Origin of the sequence: Bacillus cereus group sp. MG1 (genome assembly GCF_040460035.1) — a bacterium.
In the GTDB taxonomy this organism is placed as follows: Bacteria; Bacillota; Bacilli; order Bacillales; family Bacillaceae_G; genus Bacillus_A; species Bacillus_A cereus.
The window spans coordinates 2,495,001-2,516,683 of the sequence record NZ_JARVGY010000001.1; the positions used below are offsets into that span (position 1 = coordinate 2,495,001).

Here is a 21,683-nt window from a genome sequence, read left to right on the forward strand (position 1 = left end):
TTGATTATTAAAATGCAATAGTTTTTCTAATAAAATTTTTAACTTAGTAAAAAAGTATAAAAACAGCACATTTCTTCTATATAAATATAATTTCTCGCACTATCAAGATTTACTATACCCACGCAACTCATGCTCAAATAAAAAAAGCTTTGGAGAAATCTCCAAAGCTTAGTCTTGTTTATGGCGCATAGCAGGGAATAATAATACATCACGAATAGATGGTGCATTTGTTAATAACATAACTAGACGATCAATACCGATTCCTAATCCACCCGTAGGAGGCATACCGTACTCAAGAGCTTCAATATAATCGTCATCCATCATGTGAGCTTCGTCATTACCTTGTTCGCGCTCTTTTAATTGCGCTTCAAAACGTTCTTTTTGATCGATTGGATCATTTAACTCAGTGAATGCATTTGCATGTTCACGCGCAACGATAAATAATTCGAAACGATCTGTAAATCTTGGATCTTCATCATTCTTTTTCGCAAGCGGCGAGATTTCTACCGGATGACCGTAAATAAATGTTGGTTGGATTAATTTATCTTCTACTTTTTGTTCGAAGAATTCATTTATAATATGACCAACTTCCATTGTATCTTTAATTTCTACATTATGTTCTTTTGCAAGTTCACGCGCTTCTTCTACACTCATCGGATTCCAGAAATCAGCTCCAGAGTATTGCTTAATCGCATCTACCATATGAAGACGTGTCCATTCTGGTTCTAGATTAATTTCATAATCACCATACTGGATTGTTGTTGTACCCAGTACTTTTTTCGCGATATGAGCAACCATATCTTCTGTTAACTTCATAATATCTTTATAATCAGCGTATGCTTCATATAATTCAATCATCGTAAACTCAGGGTTATGACGAGTTGATACACCCTCATTACGGAATACACGGCCGATCTCATATACTTTTTCTAAACCACCCACAATAAGACGCTTTAAATGTAGCTCAATTGCGATACGCATATATAATTCCATATCTAACGCATTATGGTGTGTAGTGAAAGGACGCGCTGAAGCTCCACCTGCAATTGCATGCATCATAGGTGTTTCCACTTCAAGATAACCGTTGTCATCTAGGTATCTTCTCATCTCACGAATGATTTTACTACGAGTAACGAACGTTTCACGACTTTCCATACTTGTAATTAAGTCTAAGTAACGTTGACGGTAGCGTTGTTCAACATCTTTTAATCCATGGTATTTATCTGGTAATGGACGAAGAGATTTCGTTAATAGCGTAAAGCCTGTTGCTTTTACTGAAAGTTCTCCAACGTTTGTTTTGAACACTTTACCTTCAATACCTACTAAATCACCTAAATCTGCTGTTTTAAATAATTCGTACTCGTCATCTCCAACAGCATCTTTACGAACATAAATTTGAACTTGTCCATGTAAATCTTGAACATGTGCAAATCCAGCTTTCCCTTTTCCGCGTTTTGTCATAATACGACCAGCGATAGAAACAGCGATTTCCTTCTCCTCTAATTCCTCTTTAGAGAACTCTCCATATAGACTCACTAAGTCAGTTGTTGAATTTGTGCGTTCAAATCTTTTACCGAACGGGTCAATTCCTTGTTCACGTAAATTATGTAGCTTTTCACGACGAACAATCAATTGGTCGTTTAATTCTTCGTGGTTCATGTTATCCATGATATTGATATCACTCCAGCTCTATTTAATTTTACAATATATACAGTATAGCATTTTCTACTCAACTAGAAAAACTGCCAGCAACTAACTGGCAGCTCTTCTTTCTTTCACGTAATTATAGGAAGTGTATAGAAGAATGTCAATCTCCTATGTCCATTATTAACCAACGTAAATTGTTTGTTGTTTCGCTTCCACTTCTTCTACAAATGTACCTAACACATTCGCAAGGTCTTCCCGTGTGTTACAAGCATTAATACCATTACGTACACTCGCATTACCACGAACACCTTTTAAATACCAAGCTGCATGTTTTCTCATCTCTCTTACAGCGACACTTTCATTCTTTAAGTCGATAAGACGATCTAGATGCAACATACATACATCAATTTTCTCGCGCACTGTTGGTTCCGGCATTAATTCACCTGTCTCCAAATACTTTACCGTACGATAAATCATCCACGGATCTCCAAGAGCAGCACGACCAATCATAACACCATCTACACCAATTTCATCAAGCATACGCTTTGCATCTTGCGGCGTTGCGACATCACCATTTCCGATAACCGGGATATTTACAGATTGTTTTACTTGTTTAATAATATCCCAATCCGCTTTTCCTTCATACATTTGCACTCGTGTACGTCCGTGAACCGCCACAGCTTGGCCACCAGCACGCTCAACAGCCCTAGCATTTTCTATTGCGAAAATATGTTCTTCATCCCAACCGATACGCATTTTAACTGTAACCGGCTTTTCAACAGCATCTACAACCGCTGCTACCATTTCATATATTTTATTCGGGTCTAAAAGCCACCTTGCTCCAGCATCACATTTAACGATTTTCGGCACTGGACAACCCATATTAATATCAATTATGTCTGCTGTCGTATATTTATCTACATATTTCGCAGCATCTACAAGAGTTTCTTTTTCTCCACCAAAAATTTGTAAACTTAATGGCTTTTCTCTCTCGTCGATATATAACATATCTAATGTTCTTTTATTATTAAGTAATATTGCCTTATCACTTACCATTTCAGCACAAACTAATCCGGCACCAAATTCTTTTACTGTTAAACGGAATGCAGAGTTACACACTCCCGCCATCGGTGCTAGTACAACCGGATTTTTCATCTCGATATTTGCAATCTTTAACAATCAATCTACTCCTTCCTGTACAATCACTTTGGCATTAATTCCTCTATCGAAACATTTAATGCCTTAGCAACTTCTACTACAAAATCTTGAGAAGGCGATCTATTCCCTCTCTCAACCTCACCTAAAACAGATACAGATACCCCTAGTGCTTTAGCAAAACCTTCTTGTGTGTAACCTTTTAGCTTTCGAAAAGCACGAATGCGCCTTCCCCATTTTTCTGCTTCCATACCGTTACTCCCTCTCGCCTTTTCATTTCTTCTACTTGTGAACATGAAATGTTTTGTTTTATGTCTTGATTAATTTCTAACAACGGAACGATAACAAAAGCTCTTTCAAACATCCGCGGATGCGGAACAATAAGATTCTCTGCTTCAATATTCTCTTGATTATAAAGTAAAATGTCAAGGTCGATAGTCCTCGGCCCCCACCTAATTTCCCTTTTTCTTCCTAGGTCATTTTCTACTTTTTGTGTTACTTTCAATAATTCTTGTGGTGATAAATTGGTAGAAATTTTTATAACTAAATTTAAAAAGCAACTTTGGTCAGTATAGCCAACTGGCTCAGTTTCATATACAGATGAAATATCATCAACCTGAATATAAGGATTTTTATTTAAAAACTGAATCGCTTCGGTTAGATACGTATAACGCTCTCCAATATTTGATCCTAATGCAATGTAAGCTATATTGTTCATGGACGTTCTCTCGTAATTTCTACTGCTACAGCACGATAATGACCCGGTATCGGTGGATCCGGCTTAATTACCTTAATTGTACAGCGCGAAATACTTTCATATTGTTTTAATATATCTGCAGCAATATTTTCAGCGATACTCTCCACAAGCTTATACTTTCTATCCTCAACAACTTTTCTACATAATTCGAAAAGCTCTCCATAATTGACCGAATGCTCTAAGTCATCACTTTCCCCTGCACGCTTTAAATCCAACTCCACCGTTAAGTCAACTTTAAATCTCTGACCTAATTTATTCTCCTCTGGGAACACGCCATGATAACCATAAAACTCCATATCATGGATATAAATTTTATCCAATTACCTTACCCCCTTACCAATCATCGCATCCATCATTTTAGCCATACGCGCCATTTCTTTCACATCATGGACACGAACAAACTCACAGCCCTTTTCAATACCAAGACAAACAGTAGCTCCCGTTCCCTCAAGGCGTTCCTCTACTGGCAAATCTAATACGTGCCCAATAAAGGACTTTCTCGAAGTACCTAAGAGAACCGGATAACCTAGCACATTTAACTGTTCTAAATTACGCATCGCCTCTAAGTTCTGCTCAGGTGTTTTAGCAAAACCGATACCTGGATCTAAAATAATATTCTCATCTCGCACACCAGCATTTTTAGCAATTTTAATACTGTCATACAAATCAGCAATCATATCCGCCATTAAATTACGATAATTCATGTCATCGCGGTTATGCATTAAAATGATGGGTACATCGTAATGAGCTGCGACTTCAGCAATTTTCGGCTCCGCCTTCGCTCCCCAAATATCATTAATAATATGAGCACCAGCCTCAATTGCTTGCTTTGCAACTTCAGCTTTATATGTATCGATAGATATAGGCAATTTTACTTCTTTTGAAACTGCTTGAATCATCGGGACAACTCGCTTTATTTCTTCTTCTACTGATACTTTAGCAAAACCCGGGCGAGTAGATTCGCCACCAATATCAATAATATGAGCACCTTCACCTTGCATTTCTTTTGCGTGACGTACCGCAGCATCTACCTCGTTGTAACTCCCACCATCAGAAAACGAATCTGGTGTTACATTTAAAATCCCCATAATTAATGTCTTTTCATTTAAATTCAATGTATATTCGCCGCAGCGTAAATCATAATCCCACTTCAAACTACACATCTCCTCTTCGTAATTCATTTTTGCTCCATAATTTCTCTCTTTGCATTCCATAAAGGTACATTAAACTTTTTGTAACCACTCCTACTTTACCCGGGAAATCCTGCGCTTCTATACGATAAAGCGGAACAATTTCTTGAATGGAGTTTGTTACGAAGACTTCATCCGCTGAAAGCAGCTCATCTTTTGTAAAGAAACCTTCCTTTACTTCTATATTTAATTCTTCAGCACTCTTTATAATAAACGCACGAGTGATACCATTTAAAATCCCTGTCTCTAACGAAGGTGTATATAAAACATCACCTTTCACAAAAAATAGATTGGAAACAATACCCTCTGCAACATAACCTGCTTCAGTAAGAAAAATACCTTCCTTACTCACAACATTTCCAATTTCACGCTTCCCTAAAATATTATTTAAATAATGATGAGACTTCAGACGAAATGTTCCTTCCGGTGTATTTCGCACTTGTTTTAGAATAACACCTTCTTTTTCCACTACATCTCCTGGAGCTGTTAAAGGTTTTATAAAAACAATAACCGAAGGCTCTTCATACATTTCCGTTTGTAATCCTATTTCATCTATACCCGCTGATACATTAAAACGTACATATGCATGCTTCAATTCATTCTTAGCGAGTAAATCTTTCAAAATAAGCATCACGTCATTTTTTGTCATTGTCCATTTAATTTGCAATGTATCCAGCGCTTCTATTAAACGGTCATAATGATCATCCAATAAGAAAGGGTGACCATTATAAATACGAAACGTTTCAAAAACTCCAAGACCATATAAATAACCATGATCATAAGGAGAAATTTTCGCTTCACTTGCTTCTACATACTGACCATTTACGTAAATTAACATAACGTTGCACTTGGACTGTATTTACAAATGAAATTCTGTAACAACTCTTTCCCATGAGAAGTCATAATAGATTCCGGATGGAATTGCACACCCTCTATCGGCAATGTCTTATGACGAAGTGCCATAATTTCTCCTTCCTCTGTCCAAGATGTTACCTCTAAGCAATCGGGTAACGTCTCTTTCTTAACAATAAGGGAATGATAGCGCGTCGCAGTAAACGGATTAGGAATATCCGAAAAAATCGTCTTTCCATCATGATGCATAAGCGACGTTTTCCCATGCATTAATCGTTCTGCACGGACAACCTCTCCACCAAACACTTGTGCAATGGATTGATGCCCTAGACAAACTCCAAAAATCGGAATCTTTCCAGCAAAGTATTTAATAACTTCCATACTAATCCCCGCTTCATTAGGACTACATGGACCTGGAGAAATCATTAGAAAATCTGGTTTCATATTCTCAATATCTGAAATGGTCACTTCATCGTTACGTTTAACAACGAGCTCTTGTCCAAGTTCTCCAAGAAACTGCACTAAATTAAATGTAAAAGAATCATAATTATCAATCATTAATATCATTTCTCTCACCTAACCGTTTCTTCGCTACGTTCTTTTGCACGCCATAAAGCAATCGCCTTTTTTAACGACTCTTTATATTCATTTTCTGGATTTGAATCAATTACAATTCCCGCCCCTGCTTGTACATGAGCTTTTCCATCTTTAGCAAGAAGTGTTCTAATTACAATATTCAATTCTGTATCTCCAGAATAACCAATCCAACCGATTGAACCTGTATAAATCCCTCTTCGAACAGGTTCTAATTCCTCAATAATTTCCATCGTACGTATTTTCGGGGCACCAGTAATTGTTCCCCCAGGGAATACAGCCTTCACTAAATCAAAAGCATCTTTATCTTCTTCCACCTCACCACGCACATTAGAAACAATATGCATAACATGTGAGTATTTCTCAATTACCATAAATTCATCTACTTCTACAGTGCCATATTTACAAACACGTCCTAAATCATTTCTTTCTAAATCCACAAGCATTACATGCTCTGCTCTTTCTTTTTCGTTCTCAATTAATTCTCTTGCTAATTCTTCATCCTCTTGCTCATCCGCGCCTCTAGATCTCGTTCCAGCAATTGGTCTTGTACTTACTTCAGTTCCTTGTTTCTTAATTAACAACTCTGGCGATCCACTAACAATTTGAAAATCCCCAAGCTCCAGGTAACCCATATATGGAGATGGATTAATTTCACGAAGACTTGTATAAATTTCTAGTGGGTGTGTCTGTAACGTTCTTTCTTGTCTCGTCGACAAGTTTACTTGGAACACATCACCCGCCCCAATATATTCTTGAATACATTCAACTGCCTTCATAAAGCCGGCTTCAGTAAAAGCAACTGCTTCACTTTTCTTTTCAGGACTTTCAAAGGGCACAGTCACTTCAGGCGCTTCTGTCATCCAAAGACTCTTCCACTCATTTAGCCGTTCTTTTGCCTCTTCATATTTATCTACATAATGCGTAATAACCCATAACACTTGTTCTTTTTGATCATAGACAAATACGTCATCAAATAATAAAAAGAAGATGTCAGGTATATTAATATCATCTTCCGCAAGAGAAGGCAGCTTTTCAATATAACGGATACAGTCATAACTGAAATAGCCAATTGCACCACCTTGAAAAGGCGGATACTCTGGGTTATAGTCCGTCTTCCATTGTTCCATATATTCTTGCATTAAATCTAACGGATTCCCTCGTTTTATTGTTTCCTTACCACTTTCACTTATATGTAACGTTTCATCCTTCCCTCGGATTACCGCTACTGGGTTCAGCCCTACAATGTTATAACGACCGCCACGGCCACTTTCTAACAAAATATGTTGCGATTTACCCTGAGAAAGAAATTTATATTGCTTAAAGAAATCTAACTGATATGGAATAGAAAGCGCTAAAGATTTTCTTCGTTGCATATCAACACCCCGTCTTCTTTTATCCCACCCTCTTAGATTAACCAGCTCAAACTACATAAGTTATTTATATAGAGATTGATTATACTCGAAGGCTAGTGAAAATAATTTAATTATACTACCTCTTATTTTACATGAAGTTTTCTAGTCATTCACTCTTTTCCTATTTCCAATCCCAAAAGAAAAAGCACCCTTTTTCAAGGATGCTTTTTCAATCGCGTTTAATTATGATTCAAATTGATAAAGTGGTGTACTTAAATAACGTTCACCGTTACTCGGGATAATAACAAGTACCTTTTTCCCTTTACCTAACTTTTTCGCAACTTCTGTTGCTGCATAAATAACTGCGCCTGAAGAGATACCAACTAAAATACCTTCCTCTTTAGCCACTCTTCTCGCATATTCAAATGCTTGCTCTGTTTTCACTTGAATAATTTCATCATATACTTCTACATCCAACGTCTCCGGAACAAATCCCGCCCCAATTCCTTGGATTTTATGTGGACCTGGTTTCCCACCAGATAATACTGGTGAATCTGCAGGTTCTACTGCATAAATTTTAATATCTTTATACGCTTCCTTCAGTACTTCACCAGCACCAGTAATCGTTCCACCTGTACCAATACCTGCAATAAACGCATCTAATTGGTCACCCATTTGTTCAATAATTTCTGGACCTGTTGTTAAACGGTGAATTTCTGGATTCGATTGGTTTTTGAACTGTTGTGGTATAAAGTAGCCATGCTCTTTTGCTAATTCAGTCGCTTTACGAATTGCTCCACCCATTCCTTCAGGCCCTGGAGTCAATACTAATTCCGCACCGTAAGCACGTAATAAATTACGACGCTCAATACTCATTGTTTCTGGCATTACTAAGATTGCATTATATCCTTTAGCAGCCGCTACCATCGCTAAACCAATTCCTGTGTTACCACTTGTCGGCTCAATGATTGTATCGCCCTCTTTTAATAATCCATTTTTTTCAGCATCTTCAATCATAGCTAATGCGATACGATCTTTAACGCTACTCCCCGGATTCATAAATTCTAATTTTAAGTATATATCTGCGCTGTCTGATTCTACGATGCGGTTCAACTTAACGATCGGCGTTTTCCCGATTAATTCTGAAACTGATTGTGCCACTCGCATTCCTGTCACTCCTAACACCGAGTATTTTTATTGGTTTTATCTATATTTAGATTTTGTCAGAAAATTCCCTGTTTGTCAATTCATTTGGAGGATTGCTCCTCTTAATTCCCTTATTACAAATTCTCGATTAAATTTGTAATATCTTCTTTAGAGAACTTGTATCGTTCATTACAGAAATGACAGTGAACTTCCGTCTCTTCCTCTTCTTCACGAACTTGCTCTAACTCTGTTTTACCTAAACTAATTAACACACTCTCAATACGCTCGCGTGAGCATGTGCAATTAAATTGAACATCCATTGTTTCTAATACTTTTACTTTATCTTCTCCAAGAACTGCATATAGTAGCTCTTCCGGAGAAAGTCCTTGTTCAATCAACGTTGATACAGGTGGAATCTTTTGTAAACGGTCTTCAATAAATGAAATCGTTTCATCTTGCGCACCCGGCATAATTTGAAGGATGAATCCACCTGCCGCTAATATGCTATCATCTCCATTTACAAGAACACCAACACCTACAGAAGAAGGCGTTTGTTCAGAAACTGCAAAATAATACGTAAAGTCTTCTCCTAATTCTCCTGAAACGATTGGAGATTGACCAATAAACGGCTCACGCATTCCAATATCTTTAATTACAGTTACAAACCCCTCTGTACCTACCGCTTGATATACACGTAACTTCCCTTGTTCTGTTCCTTCAAAATCAACATGCGGATTCGTTACATAACCACGTACATCTCCATTTGCATGAGCATCTACTAAGATAGGACCAATCGGACCGTTACCTTCTACCTTAATCGTTAACTTTTGCTCACCTTTTAACATTGCGCCCATCATTGTACCCGCAGTTAAAGAACGCCCTAGTGCCGCTGAAGCTGTTCTCCATGTATCATGACGTCTTTGCGCCTCACTTACTGTATTTGTTGTACGTACACTATACGCACGCACTTCTCCATCAAACGCTAACGCTTTTACTAAATAATCTTTCATACGTATTTATTCACCTTTCTCATGCTGTAAATTTGCATTACGTTCATATAACATGTATAAACCTTTTAACGTTAAAAATGGATCTACAATATCAATTACATTCGATTCTTCGGAAATTAATTTTGCTAATCCACCTGTTGCAATAACTTTAGGTTCTTGTCTAGCTTCTTCTTTCATACGCTTAACAATACCTTCCACTTGTCCAACATAACCATAAAGAATACCCGATTGCATCGCACTTACTGTATTTTTCCCAACTACACTGCTTGGTTTTGTAATTTCGATACGAGGAAGTTTTGCTGCTCTGCTATATAAAGCCTCTGCTGAAATCATAATTCCTGGCGTAATAACTCCACCCATATAATGCTTTTCTTCGTTAATATAACAATATGTAGTAGCCGTACCAAAATCAACAATAATAAGCGGACTTCCATATAAGTGGATTCCTGCTACTGCATTTACAATTCGGTCTGCGCCTACTTCACGCGGATTTTCATATTTAATATTTAGCCCTGTTTTTATCCCAGGCCCTACTACAAGCGGTTTAATTTTAAAATATTTTTCACACATGCGCTCTAAAGCAAACATAATTGGTGGTACGACTGAAGACACAATAATACCTTTCACATCTTCAAACGAAAGACCTTCATGCTCAAGCAATTGCTTTACAAGCATTCCATATTCATCTTCTGTCTTATGACGATCTGTTTCCATGCGCCAATGCTGACGAAGTTCCCCCTCTTCAAACACACCTAGTACAGCATTTGTGTTCCCTACATCCAATACAAAAATCATATTCTCACCACTTATCTTATTTAATCTATATTTGTGCAGTATGTATAAAACTTATAAAAACATCATATCACACATACTTATATAATCAGCTTTCCTATCCTCATCATTTTACAAAAAGATTGCTCTCTATTTCAATTTTTAATACTAGTTTTACTTAAATTACTTTATCCACTAAGTTCTCAATAGTAATTAACAAAGGTTTTAACAAACAAAAAAGGAGTGACGATAGTCACTCCTTCGTTTCTTACTTATCTTCTTTATCTTCATCGTCTTTCTTCATGTTGATGTTTACTTTCACATCATCTGAAGATGTTGGACGTTCTGGCAATCTGCCGTAATCACATAAATGATTGATTTGCTCAGCATCTAACGTTTCTACTTCAAGTAACGTTTTTGCAATAAGATCTAGCTTATCACGATTTTCAGTAAGAATGTCTTTTGCACGAGCATAACATTCTTTCATAATCGTTTGCATTTCTACATCGATATCGTGCGCAATTGCATCACTGTAGTTTTGCTCTGAATGGAAGTCTCTTCCTAAGAACACTTGACCACCTTGCGAACTACCAAATTGCATTGGTCCAAGCTTATCACTCATACCGAATTCTGTAACCATACGTCTTGCAATGCCCGTCGCACGTTGGAAGTCGTTGTGAGCACCTGTACTCACTTCACCAAATACAATCTCCTCAGCTACTCGACCACCAAGTAAACCAGTGATTTTATCAAGTAACTCTGGCTTTGTCATGAAGTAACGATCTTCTTTCGGAAGCATTACTGCATATCCACCAGCTTGACCACGAGGGACAATTGTTACTTTATGAACGACATCAGCTTCATCAAGAACAACACCAATTACAGTATGACCCGCTTCATGGAAAGCAACGATATTACGTTCTTTTTCAGAGATAACACGACTTTTCTTAGCCGGACCTGCAATAACGCGATCCGTTGCTTCATCAATATCACTCATATCAATTTTCTTCTTATCTTGACGCGCAGCTACTAAAGCAGCTTCGTTTAATAAGTTTTCAAGATCAGCACCAGAGAATCCTGGCGTACGAGTTGCAATTGCTCTTAAGTTGATATTCTCATCAAGCGGTTTATTACGAGCATGCACCTTCAGTACAGCTTCACGGCCATTTACATCTGGACGATCTACTGTAATTTGACGGTCAAAACGACCTGGACGTAATAATGCTGGATCAAGAATATCAGGACGGTTTGTCGCAGCGATGATAATAATACCTTCGTTTGCACCGAATCCATCCATTTCAACAAGTAATTGGTTCAACGTTTGCTCACGCTCATCATGGCCACCACCAAGACCTGCGCCACGTTGACGCCCTACTGCATCAATTTCATCAATGAAAATGATACAAGGAGCATTTTTCTTTGCATTTTCAAATAAATCACGTACACGTGATGCACCGACACCGACAAACATCTCTACGAAGTCAGAACCACTGATAGAGAAGAATGGAACGCCAGCCTCACCTGCAACAGCACGTGCTAATAAAGTTTTACCTGTACCTGGAGGTCCAACTAATAGGACACCCTTTGGAATACGAGCACCAACTTCAGAGAACTTACGAGGGTCTTTCAAGAATTCAACTACCTCAACAAGTTCTTGTTTCTCTTCATCCGCACCAGCAACATCTCTGAAACGAACTTTTTTCTTTTCATCATTATATAACTTCGCCTTACTTTTCCCGAAGTTCATAACACGGCTACCGCCGCCTTGAGCTTGGTTTAATAAGAAGAAGAATAAAATGAAGATGATGACAAATGGAATGATTGAAGTAAAGAATGTTACCCAGGCACTTGTTTCTTCTGCTGGTTGATACTTAACTTCGGCACCTTTCGCTTTATCATTAATTTTCTTTTGTAATTCCTCAGTATTTGGTGCATAAGTAACAAATTGTTCTCCTTGGCTAGAGTTATTAAATTGTCCTTTTACCTCAAATACACCATTTTTCGGTTGAAGTTGCACATTACGCACTTCACCGCTTTCTAGTTTAGTAATGAATTTGTCGTAGCTAACTGATGTCGTTTTTTGTGTCGAACCATTAAAATAGCTCACGATTCCAATTACTACTAAGAATATCAGTAAATAAAAGATGGTATTACGGAAGATACGATTCATTCCTAACCTCCTCTCACGGCATAAACACTATAGTAAATCGTAACATAGAAAAACTTTCCTATACAATTGTGAAGCCTATATTTAATTAATTTGAGTAAACGCTTGGTTTTAATACGCCTACATAAGGAAGATTACGGTACTGCTCTTTATAATCTAATCCATATCCTACTACAAATTCATGTGGAACAGTAAATCCAACATAATCCGCTTTCAGATCAACCTTACGGCCTGTTGGCTTATCTAATAATGTAACAATTTTTACAGACTTCGCTTTACGATATTTGAATAAGTCTACTAAGTAGCTTAGTGTAAGACCACTATCAATAATATCTTCGACGATTAAAATATCGCGACCTTCTACAGAAGTATCAAGATCTTTTAAAATTTTCACTTCGCCTGTTGAAACTGTAGAGTGACCGTAACTAGATACAGCCATAAAATCCATTTCAAGATATGTATCTGTTCTCTTTAATAAATCTGCCATGAATGGCATTGCGCCTTTTAATACACCAATTGCAAGAGGTACTGTGTTTTTATAATCCTCTGCAACAATTGCACCTAGTTCGCGCACCTTTTCTTGTATTTGCTCTTCAGAAATTAATACTTTTTCGATATCTTGATTCATCATTTCATTATCCTCCCGGAAGACTCCTTGCTTTTGTAGTGAATAATCATATATTTATCCTTCTTTGCCATCTCTTTCGAAATTGCAAATGCAGATCGCTTCAACAAGGGTACCCAAATAATGGTCCCACTTGCATCACAAACGACCGGCCATTCTTCTCTTTTTTCTTTCGGTACTTTTGCTTCGATAAAAATAGCTTTTATCTTTTTCGTGCCATTCATACCTTGTATTGACATGCGATCTCCATTTTCCCTAGAACGAATACGAAGTGGATATGATATATCATTATACTTAGCAACAAATACTGTTTCATTCATGTTACTTGGTATATCTTCGCTCACCTCTGTTACAAATTCATCCCCGTTCAATAGCGTAATGGTCCCGGGTACTGATAAATCTTGTAAAAAAGGAGAAACAATTTCTTGTTTAAATCTAAAGCTACACTCCTCGTATGTACGAACAATTTTCAAATCACCTGGAAAATCAAGTGAACCTGAAGGTTGTGTCCGCTTAAAAAACTCAATCACCTTGTCAATATGTATGGAAGAAAGAGAAGATGGAATCTTATATTCATAAAGATAGTTTAATATTAGTTGAATCCCTCTTCTTTGTAAAGGCATAGACATGGATTCAAAGGCAGGAATTGATAAGCTAATTTGTTTATCAATTTTTTTTGTAATTACTTTATTCATTTTCTCAAAAGCTAATTCCTGCAAATAAGCCTCATCCTCTTGCATCTGCACGCTAAATTTTTGGAATTTCTCATGCACTTGTGGATTTTCTTCTTTCAAATGAGGAAGGACATATTTACGTAATCGATTCCTTGTATATACTTCCTTTTTATTACTCGGATCTATACGTGGCATTAAATTTAGCTTATTACAGTAATCAACAATTTCTTCCTTCGTTACCCCAAGTAACGGCCTAATTAAATACCCATTATGAAAAGGACGCTTCACTGCAATTCCTGCATATCCTTTCGGAGTACTCCCTCTTACAAGACGCATTAAAATTGTCTCGACTTGATCATCTCCATGATGTCCAAGAGCAACATATCTTGCATCATATTTCTTCATTATTCTTTCCAAAAATGCATATCTGCATTCTCTAGCAGCAACCTGTGCATTCATTCCGTATTGCTGTTGATATTGTGATACATTAATCCTTATCGTTTCACAAATAATTCCCAGTTCTTCACAAAGGCCCTGCACAAACCGTAAATCCTCATGAGATTCATCACCTCTAAACATATGATCCACATGAGCTACTACAATTTTCAACTGTTTTTCCGCTCTTTTTTCTAATAAATAATATAAAAGCGCTAACGAGTCAGGACCACCAGAAACTCCCACAACAATTGTTGAATCATTCTTTAATACATCATGCTGCTTTACAAAGTCATCTACTTTTTCAACAAATGTATCTTTCAACTTCGTAATCACCTTTCATTAAACAAGAACAGCAACGTTAGTTGCCTTGTCTACAATGGTACAACTTTTACAAACATTGTGCAAAAAAAAGATATACAAAAATTACATTTTTATCTTACATCCTCCGTGTATATTCACAAAATTAATAACATTACCTTTTTCCACAAAAAAACCTAGGTATTCACCTAGGTTTTTAAAATCAAATTATAGATAAACATTCCACTTACATTTTACTGCGCCTGCATTCCTACAATCGGAATCGTAGCCCACTTCGGCATATTTTTCTTCACTTTTGCCACTACAATAGTCATATCATCATTTATATAACCATCACAAGAGCGAATCACTTCTTCCATAATGATATCAGCAATTTCTTGCGGGTCTTCGGTTTGCAATTCTTTAATTTTTCGTTTCATCCACAATTCATGATTCTCCACATGCTGTGCTCCTTCAAAAATCCCATCGCTCATCATAATAAGAATATCGCCCGTTTTTAATTGTTCACCCACCACATCAACTTCAACATCTTCAATGATTCCCATCGGCAAATTACTTGCTTCAATTTTCAAAATATTATTTGCGCGTTTAACAAAACTCGGCGTCGATCCAATCTTTAAAAACCTTGCACTCGCATCCCGCAAATCTACCATAGCTAAATCTAACGTCGTAAACATCTCTTCTGTCGTTCTCAAAGAAAGAATTGAATTGATAGACTTAATTGCTATTTCTTCATCAATGCCCGATTGGAGTATTTTTTGTAATAATTTCACCGTTTCCTTACTTTCCATATGAGCCCTTTGCCCATTCCCCATACCATCACTAATTGCAAGTGCATATTTACCAACACTTAAATCCATCATCGCATAAGAGTCACCCGAAACAAATCCACCGCCTTTTGCAGCTGTAGCCAATCCTGTATCAAGAGAATACGTCTTCGCCGAACCAAATGATATTAAACTATGGCCATTTGGATAAGAAGACTTTTCTTCATGTTTAACGACAATATTTTCTTTAAGGATATCCGAAAGCATCGGTGCAACTAACTTTTCACATTCACCATGTTCATTAGATGCAACTGGAATTAACATTTCAATATCAATACTTCCTCTATCTAAACAATAAATATCAACATGCTCTACTTCGACACCAAAATCACGGAATGCTTGCATAATCTGTTCTTCCTGCACTTGATGATTTTCACGCTCTCGTTGTATCTCCTTAGCAAAATCCTCCATAACCTTTGATACACCTAATAGTTGCTCCGCTACTATTCTACGATTTTCCTTCATTTGTTTTCGTAATTTTTGTCCCTCATAGAAGTGATCTAATTCACCCGCTACTAAATCCGTCACTTTTTTCCCTCTCACACAATGCTTGTCCCACTCACGAACTAATTTACGATTATGTTGCAGGGTTCCTTCTTCCGTTTCATTCATTATTTGTTTCATATAATCGTACGTTTTATCAAAATTCACTACCCAGCATTGATCCTTTTTAAAGCATGTTTGACATGTTTTCGCAGTAATTGTACTCAAAAACAAATCTGCTTCTGTCTCTTTATCTTCTTCCTCTACATACCCATATACAGAAAAGCTATTAGATAAAGCAGCAAATACATTTGCAAATTGGTTGATTTTATTTGCTGTAACATCACGCATCCTTCTTAAATATTGTTGTTGGTCTTGCGAATGCTCTTGTGTACCTGGCATAAATTTAGCAATACGATCCAAAACAAGCTTCGGTGTTAATAAGAAGATAACAATCGCTACACCTGACTCAATTAAAGTTGTTACAATATTTGTCTGTTTGTCCACATATAATGTAATTAAGCTTGTCCCAATTAATAAACCTAAACTAACACCTAAACGCTTCCCTTCTTTTAACAATCCACCAAGCAATCCAGAGAAAGCAAGAAGGCTAAGCTGAGACAAGCTAGACACATTTGCTAAACTTAATATTAGTCCTGTTACAACCCCTACTGTGGATCCTGTGGCAGCACCTGCAATAAATGCAAATACTAGCACTAAATACCTTGTAAAAATATGTTGAATAGAAGCATCATATACAAACCAATCTGTTGTACCCGTTAAAACAGATGCTAGTAATATAATCAAACAAACAATTTCTTCCGTCTCTAATGCCTGTTGTTTTCCTTTCCTTTCCACTAAAAGCGGGACGCTTTGTAAAAATATCATAGTTAATACGAAACTAAGCCCAGCCTCAATGGTACTAACGAGTAAATCGTACATGGTGACAGTTTGTTGCGCAAAATATACAACAACTAAGTGTGCGGTTAATGCGGAGATAAATACTTGAAATGGAACAAGTCCAACAGTTTTACGTGTAAATCGACTAAAGAAGATATTATAAATGAAGAAGGTAAAGATAGATGCAAAGGTAAAAAACAAATTATCTATCGATACCGAAAGAGCTCCTCCCATTAGAGCTAAAAATGCTAGCGGCATCTTATCCCGCTTCATAACATAAACAGCAGCAAAAAATGGCAGTGCAAACGGTAAAATATTTGTTAATATATATGCTCGTCCCAAAAGAAAACCAATAACAACAATAATAAATCCCCATCTAAAGAAAACTTGCTCAAATTTCATTCGCAACTTACTCGTCCACTTTATTCCTCCAAGCTGACTCTCATTCATTGCCAATGCACTTGTATTCATAGTATTCCTTCCTGCTTTAGGCATATTTTTAACACCACCTGCATAGTTTAATTACTGTCATTATAAAAGATGATTGTTGGTTTTTTTGTCAAAACAACAGTTTTCACTTTTATAATCGTTCGACTTTTTATTCGAAATAACTCTACAGATATACACGGTATGTAAGTTATTTTTGAGATTTTAATTAAATATTCAGAAAATATAGGGTGATTTTGTAGAAGTGTTGTATATCTTAATTTATTTAACAAAAAAAGATCATGCAAATTTGCATGATCTTTTTAGATGACCCGTACGGGATTCGAACCCGTGTTACCGCCGTGAAAGGGCGGTGTCTTAACCACTTGACCAACGGGCCGTTAAATTAAATATAGCGGCGGAGGGGATCGAACCCCCGACCTCACGGGTATGAACCGTACGCTCTAGCCAGCTGAGCTACACCGCCATGTCGTCTTATTTAACGGACAATTATTATCTTACATCAGATACTAATTAAAGTCAACACATCTCAAAAACTTTTTTAAAAATATTTTTAACATATAAAAAAGCACCCTGAGCCATCACTCTGGGTACCTCTCTATATGTTAAAAACTAAACGTCCTTATTATCCGCGACGCGCGCCACGGCCACCACGTTTAGACTCTGTGTTACGCTTTAAAGAAGTTAAACGATCTTCGCTATCTTTTAAGAAGCGTGCCATCTTTTGCTCAAATGTTTCTTTCGGAGCTCGGTCGTTACCGCCACCGCGATTATCTCTGTTGAAAGAGCGATTATTACGTTGTGGACGTCCAGAACGTTGTTGATCACCACCGCGTTGGTATTCACCGCGTGGACGATCTCCTTCTGTTTTTTCACGTTCTTTCGCTTTTTTGATAGATAAACCAATCTTTCCATCTTTTTCAACATTAATAACTTTTACTTCTACTTGGTCGCCCACTTTTAAGTGATCGTTAATATCTTTTACATAGTTATCAGCAACTTCACTAATATGAACAAGACCCGTTAAGCCCTCTGGCAGCTCCACAAAAGCCCCAAAATTTGTAATACCTGTTACTTTACCCTGTAACTTGCTGCCTACCTCGATTGACATAAAAAAAATGCTCCTCCTTAGTGGTTAAAAAGTCAAATTTTACTTTATTATATATAATCCTAAAATATAGTGTCAATAAGACATACTCTACTTAGAAACAGGAAAAATTATCTCCCCTTTACCAGAGAAGAAATAATCCCTTCTAGCAATCTTTAATACGTACTCTTCATCATTTAACTTTTGAACTTCGTCTTTTAGACTTTTTTCTTTATTCGTTAATGAATCCAGTTCTTTTTTCATGTCCTTAACTTTTGCTTCTTTTGCTTTAATGGAACTGTTTTGTTGATAAAACGTTACACTAATACTCGCAATAATTGTAAAAGTAAAGACAAGAAAAACCGCTAAACGGCGATAAAGTCGCTTCCTGTTCTCATCCGTTTGTATTATATGCTCTTTAACAGGATTTGGACTCTGTTTTTCGATTGTTCTTTGTCTCAGTTCCCTCATTTCCGAGGTCCCCCTAACTTCTTTTTTATATGCTCCCATAGTTGGAAGATATGTCCCTTCAATTTTGCTATATATTGCAGGAACCCTATATGTTTCACTATAAAAAGTTTAACACGATTAGGGAGAAGTTTCCATATGAGCGAAGCAATAAATCGAACAGGCCAGAAAAAAACTTTCCATATGAAAAGTAATATCCAAATCACCATTTTCCATAACACATGTCCAATTGAAAGCAGTATACGAAATAAGAATAATATAAATGCAATAAATAGCTGCGCTATAATAATAACAGGTTTTATCATGAGTAGCTGTATAATTCGAACAAAAAAATATGTTGTTTGCATAAAAATATAGATGAGAAAATTTAACAGCTTCATGTATAGTGCCTTCAGTAAGCTTTGATATGCCGCAAAACCACATAATAATGCCAAAAACACATATATACGTAGCTCAGCTTCATTTACGAGAAGCAATACATAAAAGACGGATAATGCTTGGACAATCCAAAATAATATATCATGTATAAATACAAGCCAACGTTTACGTTCTTGGCGCTTTAAAAAACGTTGATATGTATCTAAAGACGCTCCAATCCAAGCACCCATTCCAATCATTGAAAGCATTGTATACAACTGAATTGTTAAGCTCATTTAAACAACTTACTAAAGAAACCTTTAGTTTTTTCCCCTTGATTTTCATCAATATACAGCATCTCATTAACTTTCCCTTTAATCGACACAATACCTTTTTCCACATCTAAATTTTTCATTTGTAAATTTTGACCACGAATTGTTAAAAAACCCATTACGGTCTCTAGTAAAAACTCTTCGCTATCAAAACTCTCTACCTGCTTCACACCGGTAATATCAATTATACGCCTGCCACGCATAATAATGTCATGCTCTACAGAAACATTTTGTTGATTAGAAGACGTAGGTGAGTAACCATTATTCACGTAAATCCCCCCATAGGTTTTTACTAGCTAATAGTAATGTATGAGGGGATAAATGATTTTAGAACAAGCCTTCTTCCGCTTTTACTTTTTCTTCACGAACTAAGCTATACATATTTGCTGCATCTTCTTTTTTAGTTGTTTCTTTTAATTCATTTATTTTCACAGTCACTATTTTTTGACCAAAACGAATTGTTAATTCGTCAGCTACTTTCACATCAGAACTTGCTTTTGCCACTTGACCATTAATAGATATTCTTCCTTGATCAGCTACTTCTTTCGCTAATGTTCTTCTTTTAATTAAACGTGATACTTTTAAAAACTTATCTAGACGCATATCAAATCCCCCTATTAACGCTCTGTCTGTTTCGCTTCTTCCCATAAAACATCTAACTGTTCTAATGATAAATCTTTCATCTCTTTATTCATTTCAGCTACTTTTGCCTCCATGTATAAAAAACGACCAGTAAATTTCTCATTAGTTGAACGTAACGCCTCTTCTGGATCTATTTTGTAATGACGAGCTATATTAACAAATGCAAATAGTAAATCACCAAACTCACCCAGCATCTTTTTCTCATCCATATTTGTAACCTCTTGTTGGAACTCTTGCCATTCTTCCAAAGCTTTCTCTATCATCGGTTGCACATCAACCCAATCAAATCCAACCTTACCAGCTTTCTTCTGAATTTCATAGGCGCGTAGTAACTGCGGCAAACTTTTGGGAACGCCATTTAAAACAGATTCTTTCACGAATCCTTTTTCTTGTTTTTTAATTTCTTCCCAATTTGCAATCACTTCATCAGCGCTGTTTACATCCGTATTTCCAAACACATGCGGATGGCGACGAACCATTTTCTCAGATAGAGTTCGAATGATATCATCTATAGAGAACCAACCTTCATCTTCTCCGATTTGAGCATGAAGCATAACTTGTAATAATATATCACCTAATTCTTCTACTAAGTGATCATCATCCTCTTCATCGATTGCTTCCAACACTTCATAAGCTTCCTCAATTAAATATTTCTTTAATGATTGATGTGTTTGCTTTTTATCCCACGGACAACCATTTGGACCACGAAGTTCCGCAATAATTTCTCTAAGAACATCAAACTGTTGATACAAGGACGCACGCTCCTGAACTGGCGGCACGTACACACTCGTTAAATTATTCAATTCCGTTTCATGATCTAACATGTACAACGGTACCTTCTTTACTTGTTCAAATGAAGTTCCTGCAGCTGTTACGATATACACTTCATAATCATCTGGTAACATCTCCATTAATGTTAATTTCACATCAGATGCAACGAATGCATCATATACTTGGCAAAAGATTAAATGTTGACGCAGTTCTAATTGCCCTCTTTCAAATGATGTAGCATCAAGTAATTGGAATCCTTCAATCGGATCAATCTTTAGACTTGCAAACATAGGATCAAGGAAACTTTGTCCACCCTCAATTCGCACTTCAACATTTGAAACTTCTCCTTTTTCCAACAGTAGCTGAACTGTTCTTTCTGCTACAAGTGGATGCCCGGGAACAGCATAGATAATTTCTGTACCTTCAGCTTGTTCTAGCAATTTATTCGCAATTGTTTCATATACAATTTCAAACGTATCATGTGCTTCATATACAGCATCAAAAGACGTATATTGTACGCCTTCTTTCTCCAATTCTTCTATAACTGGATGTTCTTTCGTTCTAACAAACAGATGGTCTGCTTCTTTTATTTTTCGATATACACCCATCGTTAGCTGATCTAATTCACCAGCTCCTAAACCTAAAATAGTAATGATTCCACTCACAACCA

The 21,683-nt window shown here is 36.7% G+C and carries 22 protein-coding genes and 2 tRNA genes; all 24 read right to left on the reverse strand.

Translation table 11 applies throughout. The features are described from left to right. Positions 1–168: 168 nt before the first annotated feature. Positions 169–1,668 (reverse strand): lysine--tRNA ligase, encoded by a 1,500-nt coding sequence (gene lysS / locus QCI79_RS13020; RefSeq protein ID WP_000369668.1) that lies wholly within the window; start codon positions 1,666–1,668, stop codon positions 169–171. A 159-nt stretch (positions 1,669–1,827) separates the two neighbouring features. After that, positions 1,828–2,826: a tRNA dihydrouridine synthase DusB gene (gene dusB / locus QCI79_RS13025; RefSeq protein ID WP_000912251.1), complete on the reverse strand. Its 999-nt coding sequence runs from the start codon at positions 2,824–2,826 to the stop codon at positions 1,828–1,830. 23 nt (positions 2,827–2,849) lie between these two features. Further along, positions 2,850–3,053, reverse strand: a complete 204-nt coding sequence (locus tag QCI79_RS13030; protein WP_000387024.1) for a helix-turn-helix domain-containing protein — start codon at positions 3,051–3,053, stop codon at positions 2,850–2,852. Beyond that, positions 3,005–3,520: a 2-amino-4-hydroxy-6-hydroxymethyldihydropteridine diphosphokinase gene (folK, locus tag QCI79_RS13035; protein ID WP_001059448.1), complete on the reverse strand. Its 516-nt coding sequence runs from the start codon at positions 3,518–3,520 to the stop codon at positions 3,005–3,007. Before folK ends, QCI79_RS13030 begins: the two co-directional genes overlap by 49 nt. Next, the gene (gene folB / locus QCI79_RS13040; RefSeq protein WP_000358062.1) at positions 3,517–3,879 is read right to left on the reverse strand and encodes a dihydroneopterin aldolase; all 363 of its coding nucleotides are present in this window, start codon (positions 3,877–3,879) and stop codon (positions 3,517–3,519) included. The genes folK and folB overlap by 4 nt, the downstream gene beginning before the upstream one ends. Continuing rightward, on the reverse strand, positions 3,880–4,740 hold the full coding sequence (folP, locus tag QCI79_RS13045) for a dihydropteroate synthase (RefSeq protein ID WP_002101619.1): 861 nt from the start codon (positions 4,738–4,740) through the stop codon (positions 3,880–3,882). Continuing rightward, entirely contained in the window at positions 4,715–5,587 is an 873-nt protein-coding gene (pabC, locus tag QCI79_RS13050; RefSeq protein ID WP_000909872.1) for an aminodeoxychorismate lyase, read from the reverse strand. Before pabC ends, folP begins: the two co-directional genes overlap by 26 nt. After that, complete coding sequence (pabA, locus tag QCI79_RS13055) at positions 5,581–6,168, reverse strand: aminodeoxychorismate/anthranilate synthase component II (RefSeq protein WP_000602296.1); 588 nt, start codon at positions 6,166–6,168, stop codon at positions 5,581–5,583. The genes pabC and pabA overlap by 7 nt, the downstream gene beginning before the upstream one ends. A gap of 5 nt (positions 6,169–6,173) precedes the next feature. Continuing rightward, entirely contained in the window at positions 6,174–7,571 is a 1,398-nt protein-coding gene (gene pabB, locus QCI79_RS13060; protein ID WP_001189719.1) for an aminodeoxychorismate synthase component I, read from the reverse strand. Positions 7,572–7,793: 222 nt separating this feature from the next. Continuing rightward, positions 7,794–8,717, reverse strand: coding sequence for a cysteine synthase A (gene cysK, locus QCI79_RS13065; RefSeq protein ID WP_001261719.1), 924 nt, complete (start codon positions 8,715–8,717; stop codon positions 7,794–7,796). 113 nt (positions 8,718–8,830) lie between these two features. Continuing rightward, positions 8,831–9,706, reverse strand: a complete 876-nt coding sequence (gene hslO, locus QCI79_RS13070; RefSeq protein WP_000656372.1) for a redox-regulated molecular chaperone HslO — start codon at positions 9,704–9,706, stop codon at positions 8,831–8,833. Positions 9,707–9,712: 6 nt separating this feature from the next. Further along, positions 9,713–10,501, reverse strand: a complete 789-nt coding sequence (locus QCI79_RS13075) for a type III pantothenate kinase (protein WP_000578368.1) — start codon at positions 10,499–10,501, stop codon at positions 9,713–9,715. A gap of 244 nt (positions 10,502–10,745) precedes the next feature. Then, entirely contained in the window at positions 10,746–12,647 is a 1,902-nt protein-coding gene (gene ftsH / locus QCI79_RS13080) for an ATP-dependent zinc metalloprotease FtsH (protein ID WP_001079672.1), read from the reverse strand. Positions 12,648–12,732: 85 nt separating this feature from the next. Next, positions 12,733–13,275: a hypoxanthine phosphoribosyltransferase gene (hpt, locus tag QCI79_RS13085; protein ID WP_000981844.1), complete on the reverse strand. Its 543-nt coding sequence runs from the start codon at positions 13,273–13,275 to the stop codon at positions 12,733–12,735. After that, complete coding sequence (gene tilS / locus QCI79_RS13090) at positions 13,272–14,702, reverse strand: tRNA lysidine(34) synthetase TilS (RefSeq protein ID WP_021727771.1); 1,431 nt, start codon at positions 14,700–14,702, stop codon at positions 13,272–13,274. The genes hpt and tilS overlap by 4 nt, the downstream gene beginning before the upstream one ends. Before the next feature lie 230 nt (positions 14,703–14,932). Then, positions 14,933–17,404 (reverse strand): stage II sporulation protein E, encoded by a 2,472-nt coding sequence (gene spoIIE, locus QCI79_RS13095; protein WP_001123552.1) that lies wholly within the window; start codon positions 17,402–17,404, stop codon positions 14,933–14,935. Positions 17,405–17,663: 259 nt separating this feature from the next. Continuing rightward, positions 17,664–17,735, reverse strand: a tRNA-Glu gene (locus QCI79_RS13100). Positions 17,736–17,748: 13 nt separating this feature from the next. After that, positions 17,749–17,822 (reverse strand) — tRNA-Met (locus tag QCI79_RS13105). A 159-nt stretch (positions 17,823–17,981) separates the two neighbouring features. Continuing rightward, entirely contained in the window at positions 17,982–18,467 is a 486-nt protein-coding gene (locus tag QCI79_RS13110) for a S1 domain-containing RNA-binding protein (protein WP_000021451.1), read from the reverse strand. 87 nt (positions 18,468–18,554) lie between these two features. Continuing rightward, complete coding sequence (gene divIC / locus QCI79_RS13115) at positions 18,555–18,914, reverse strand: cell division protein DivIC (RefSeq protein ID WP_001208739.1); 360 nt, start codon at positions 18,912–18,914, stop codon at positions 18,555–18,557. Next, on the reverse strand, positions 18,911–19,564 hold the full coding sequence (gene yabQ, locus QCI79_RS13120) for a spore cortex biosynthesis protein YabQ (RefSeq protein ID WP_000059777.1): 654 nt from the start codon (positions 19,562–19,564) through the stop codon (positions 18,911–18,913). Before yabQ ends, divIC begins: the two co-directional genes overlap by 4 nt. Next, entirely contained in the window at positions 19,561–19,869 is a 309-nt protein-coding gene (gene yabP, locus QCI79_RS13125) for a sporulation protein YabP (protein ID WP_001059104.1), read from the reverse strand. The genes yabQ and yabP overlap by 4 nt, the downstream gene beginning before the upstream one ends. Before the next feature lie 58 nt (positions 19,870–19,927). Further along, on the reverse strand, positions 19,928–20,203 hold the full coding sequence (locus QCI79_RS13130) for an RNA-binding S4 domain-containing protein (protein ID WP_001234876.1): 276 nt from the start codon (positions 20,201–20,203) through the stop codon (positions 19,928–19,930). A gap of 14 nt (positions 20,204–20,217) precedes the next feature. After that, positions 20,218–21,678 carry a bifunctional methyltransferase/pyrophosphohydrolase YabN gene (yabN, locus tag QCI79_RS13135; protein WP_000014241.1) on the reverse strand — a complete coding sequence of 487 codons (1,461 nt, stop codon included), beginning with the start codon at positions 21,676–21,678 and terminating at the stop codon, positions 20,218–20,220. Positions 21,679–21,683: the final 5 nt, after the last annotated feature.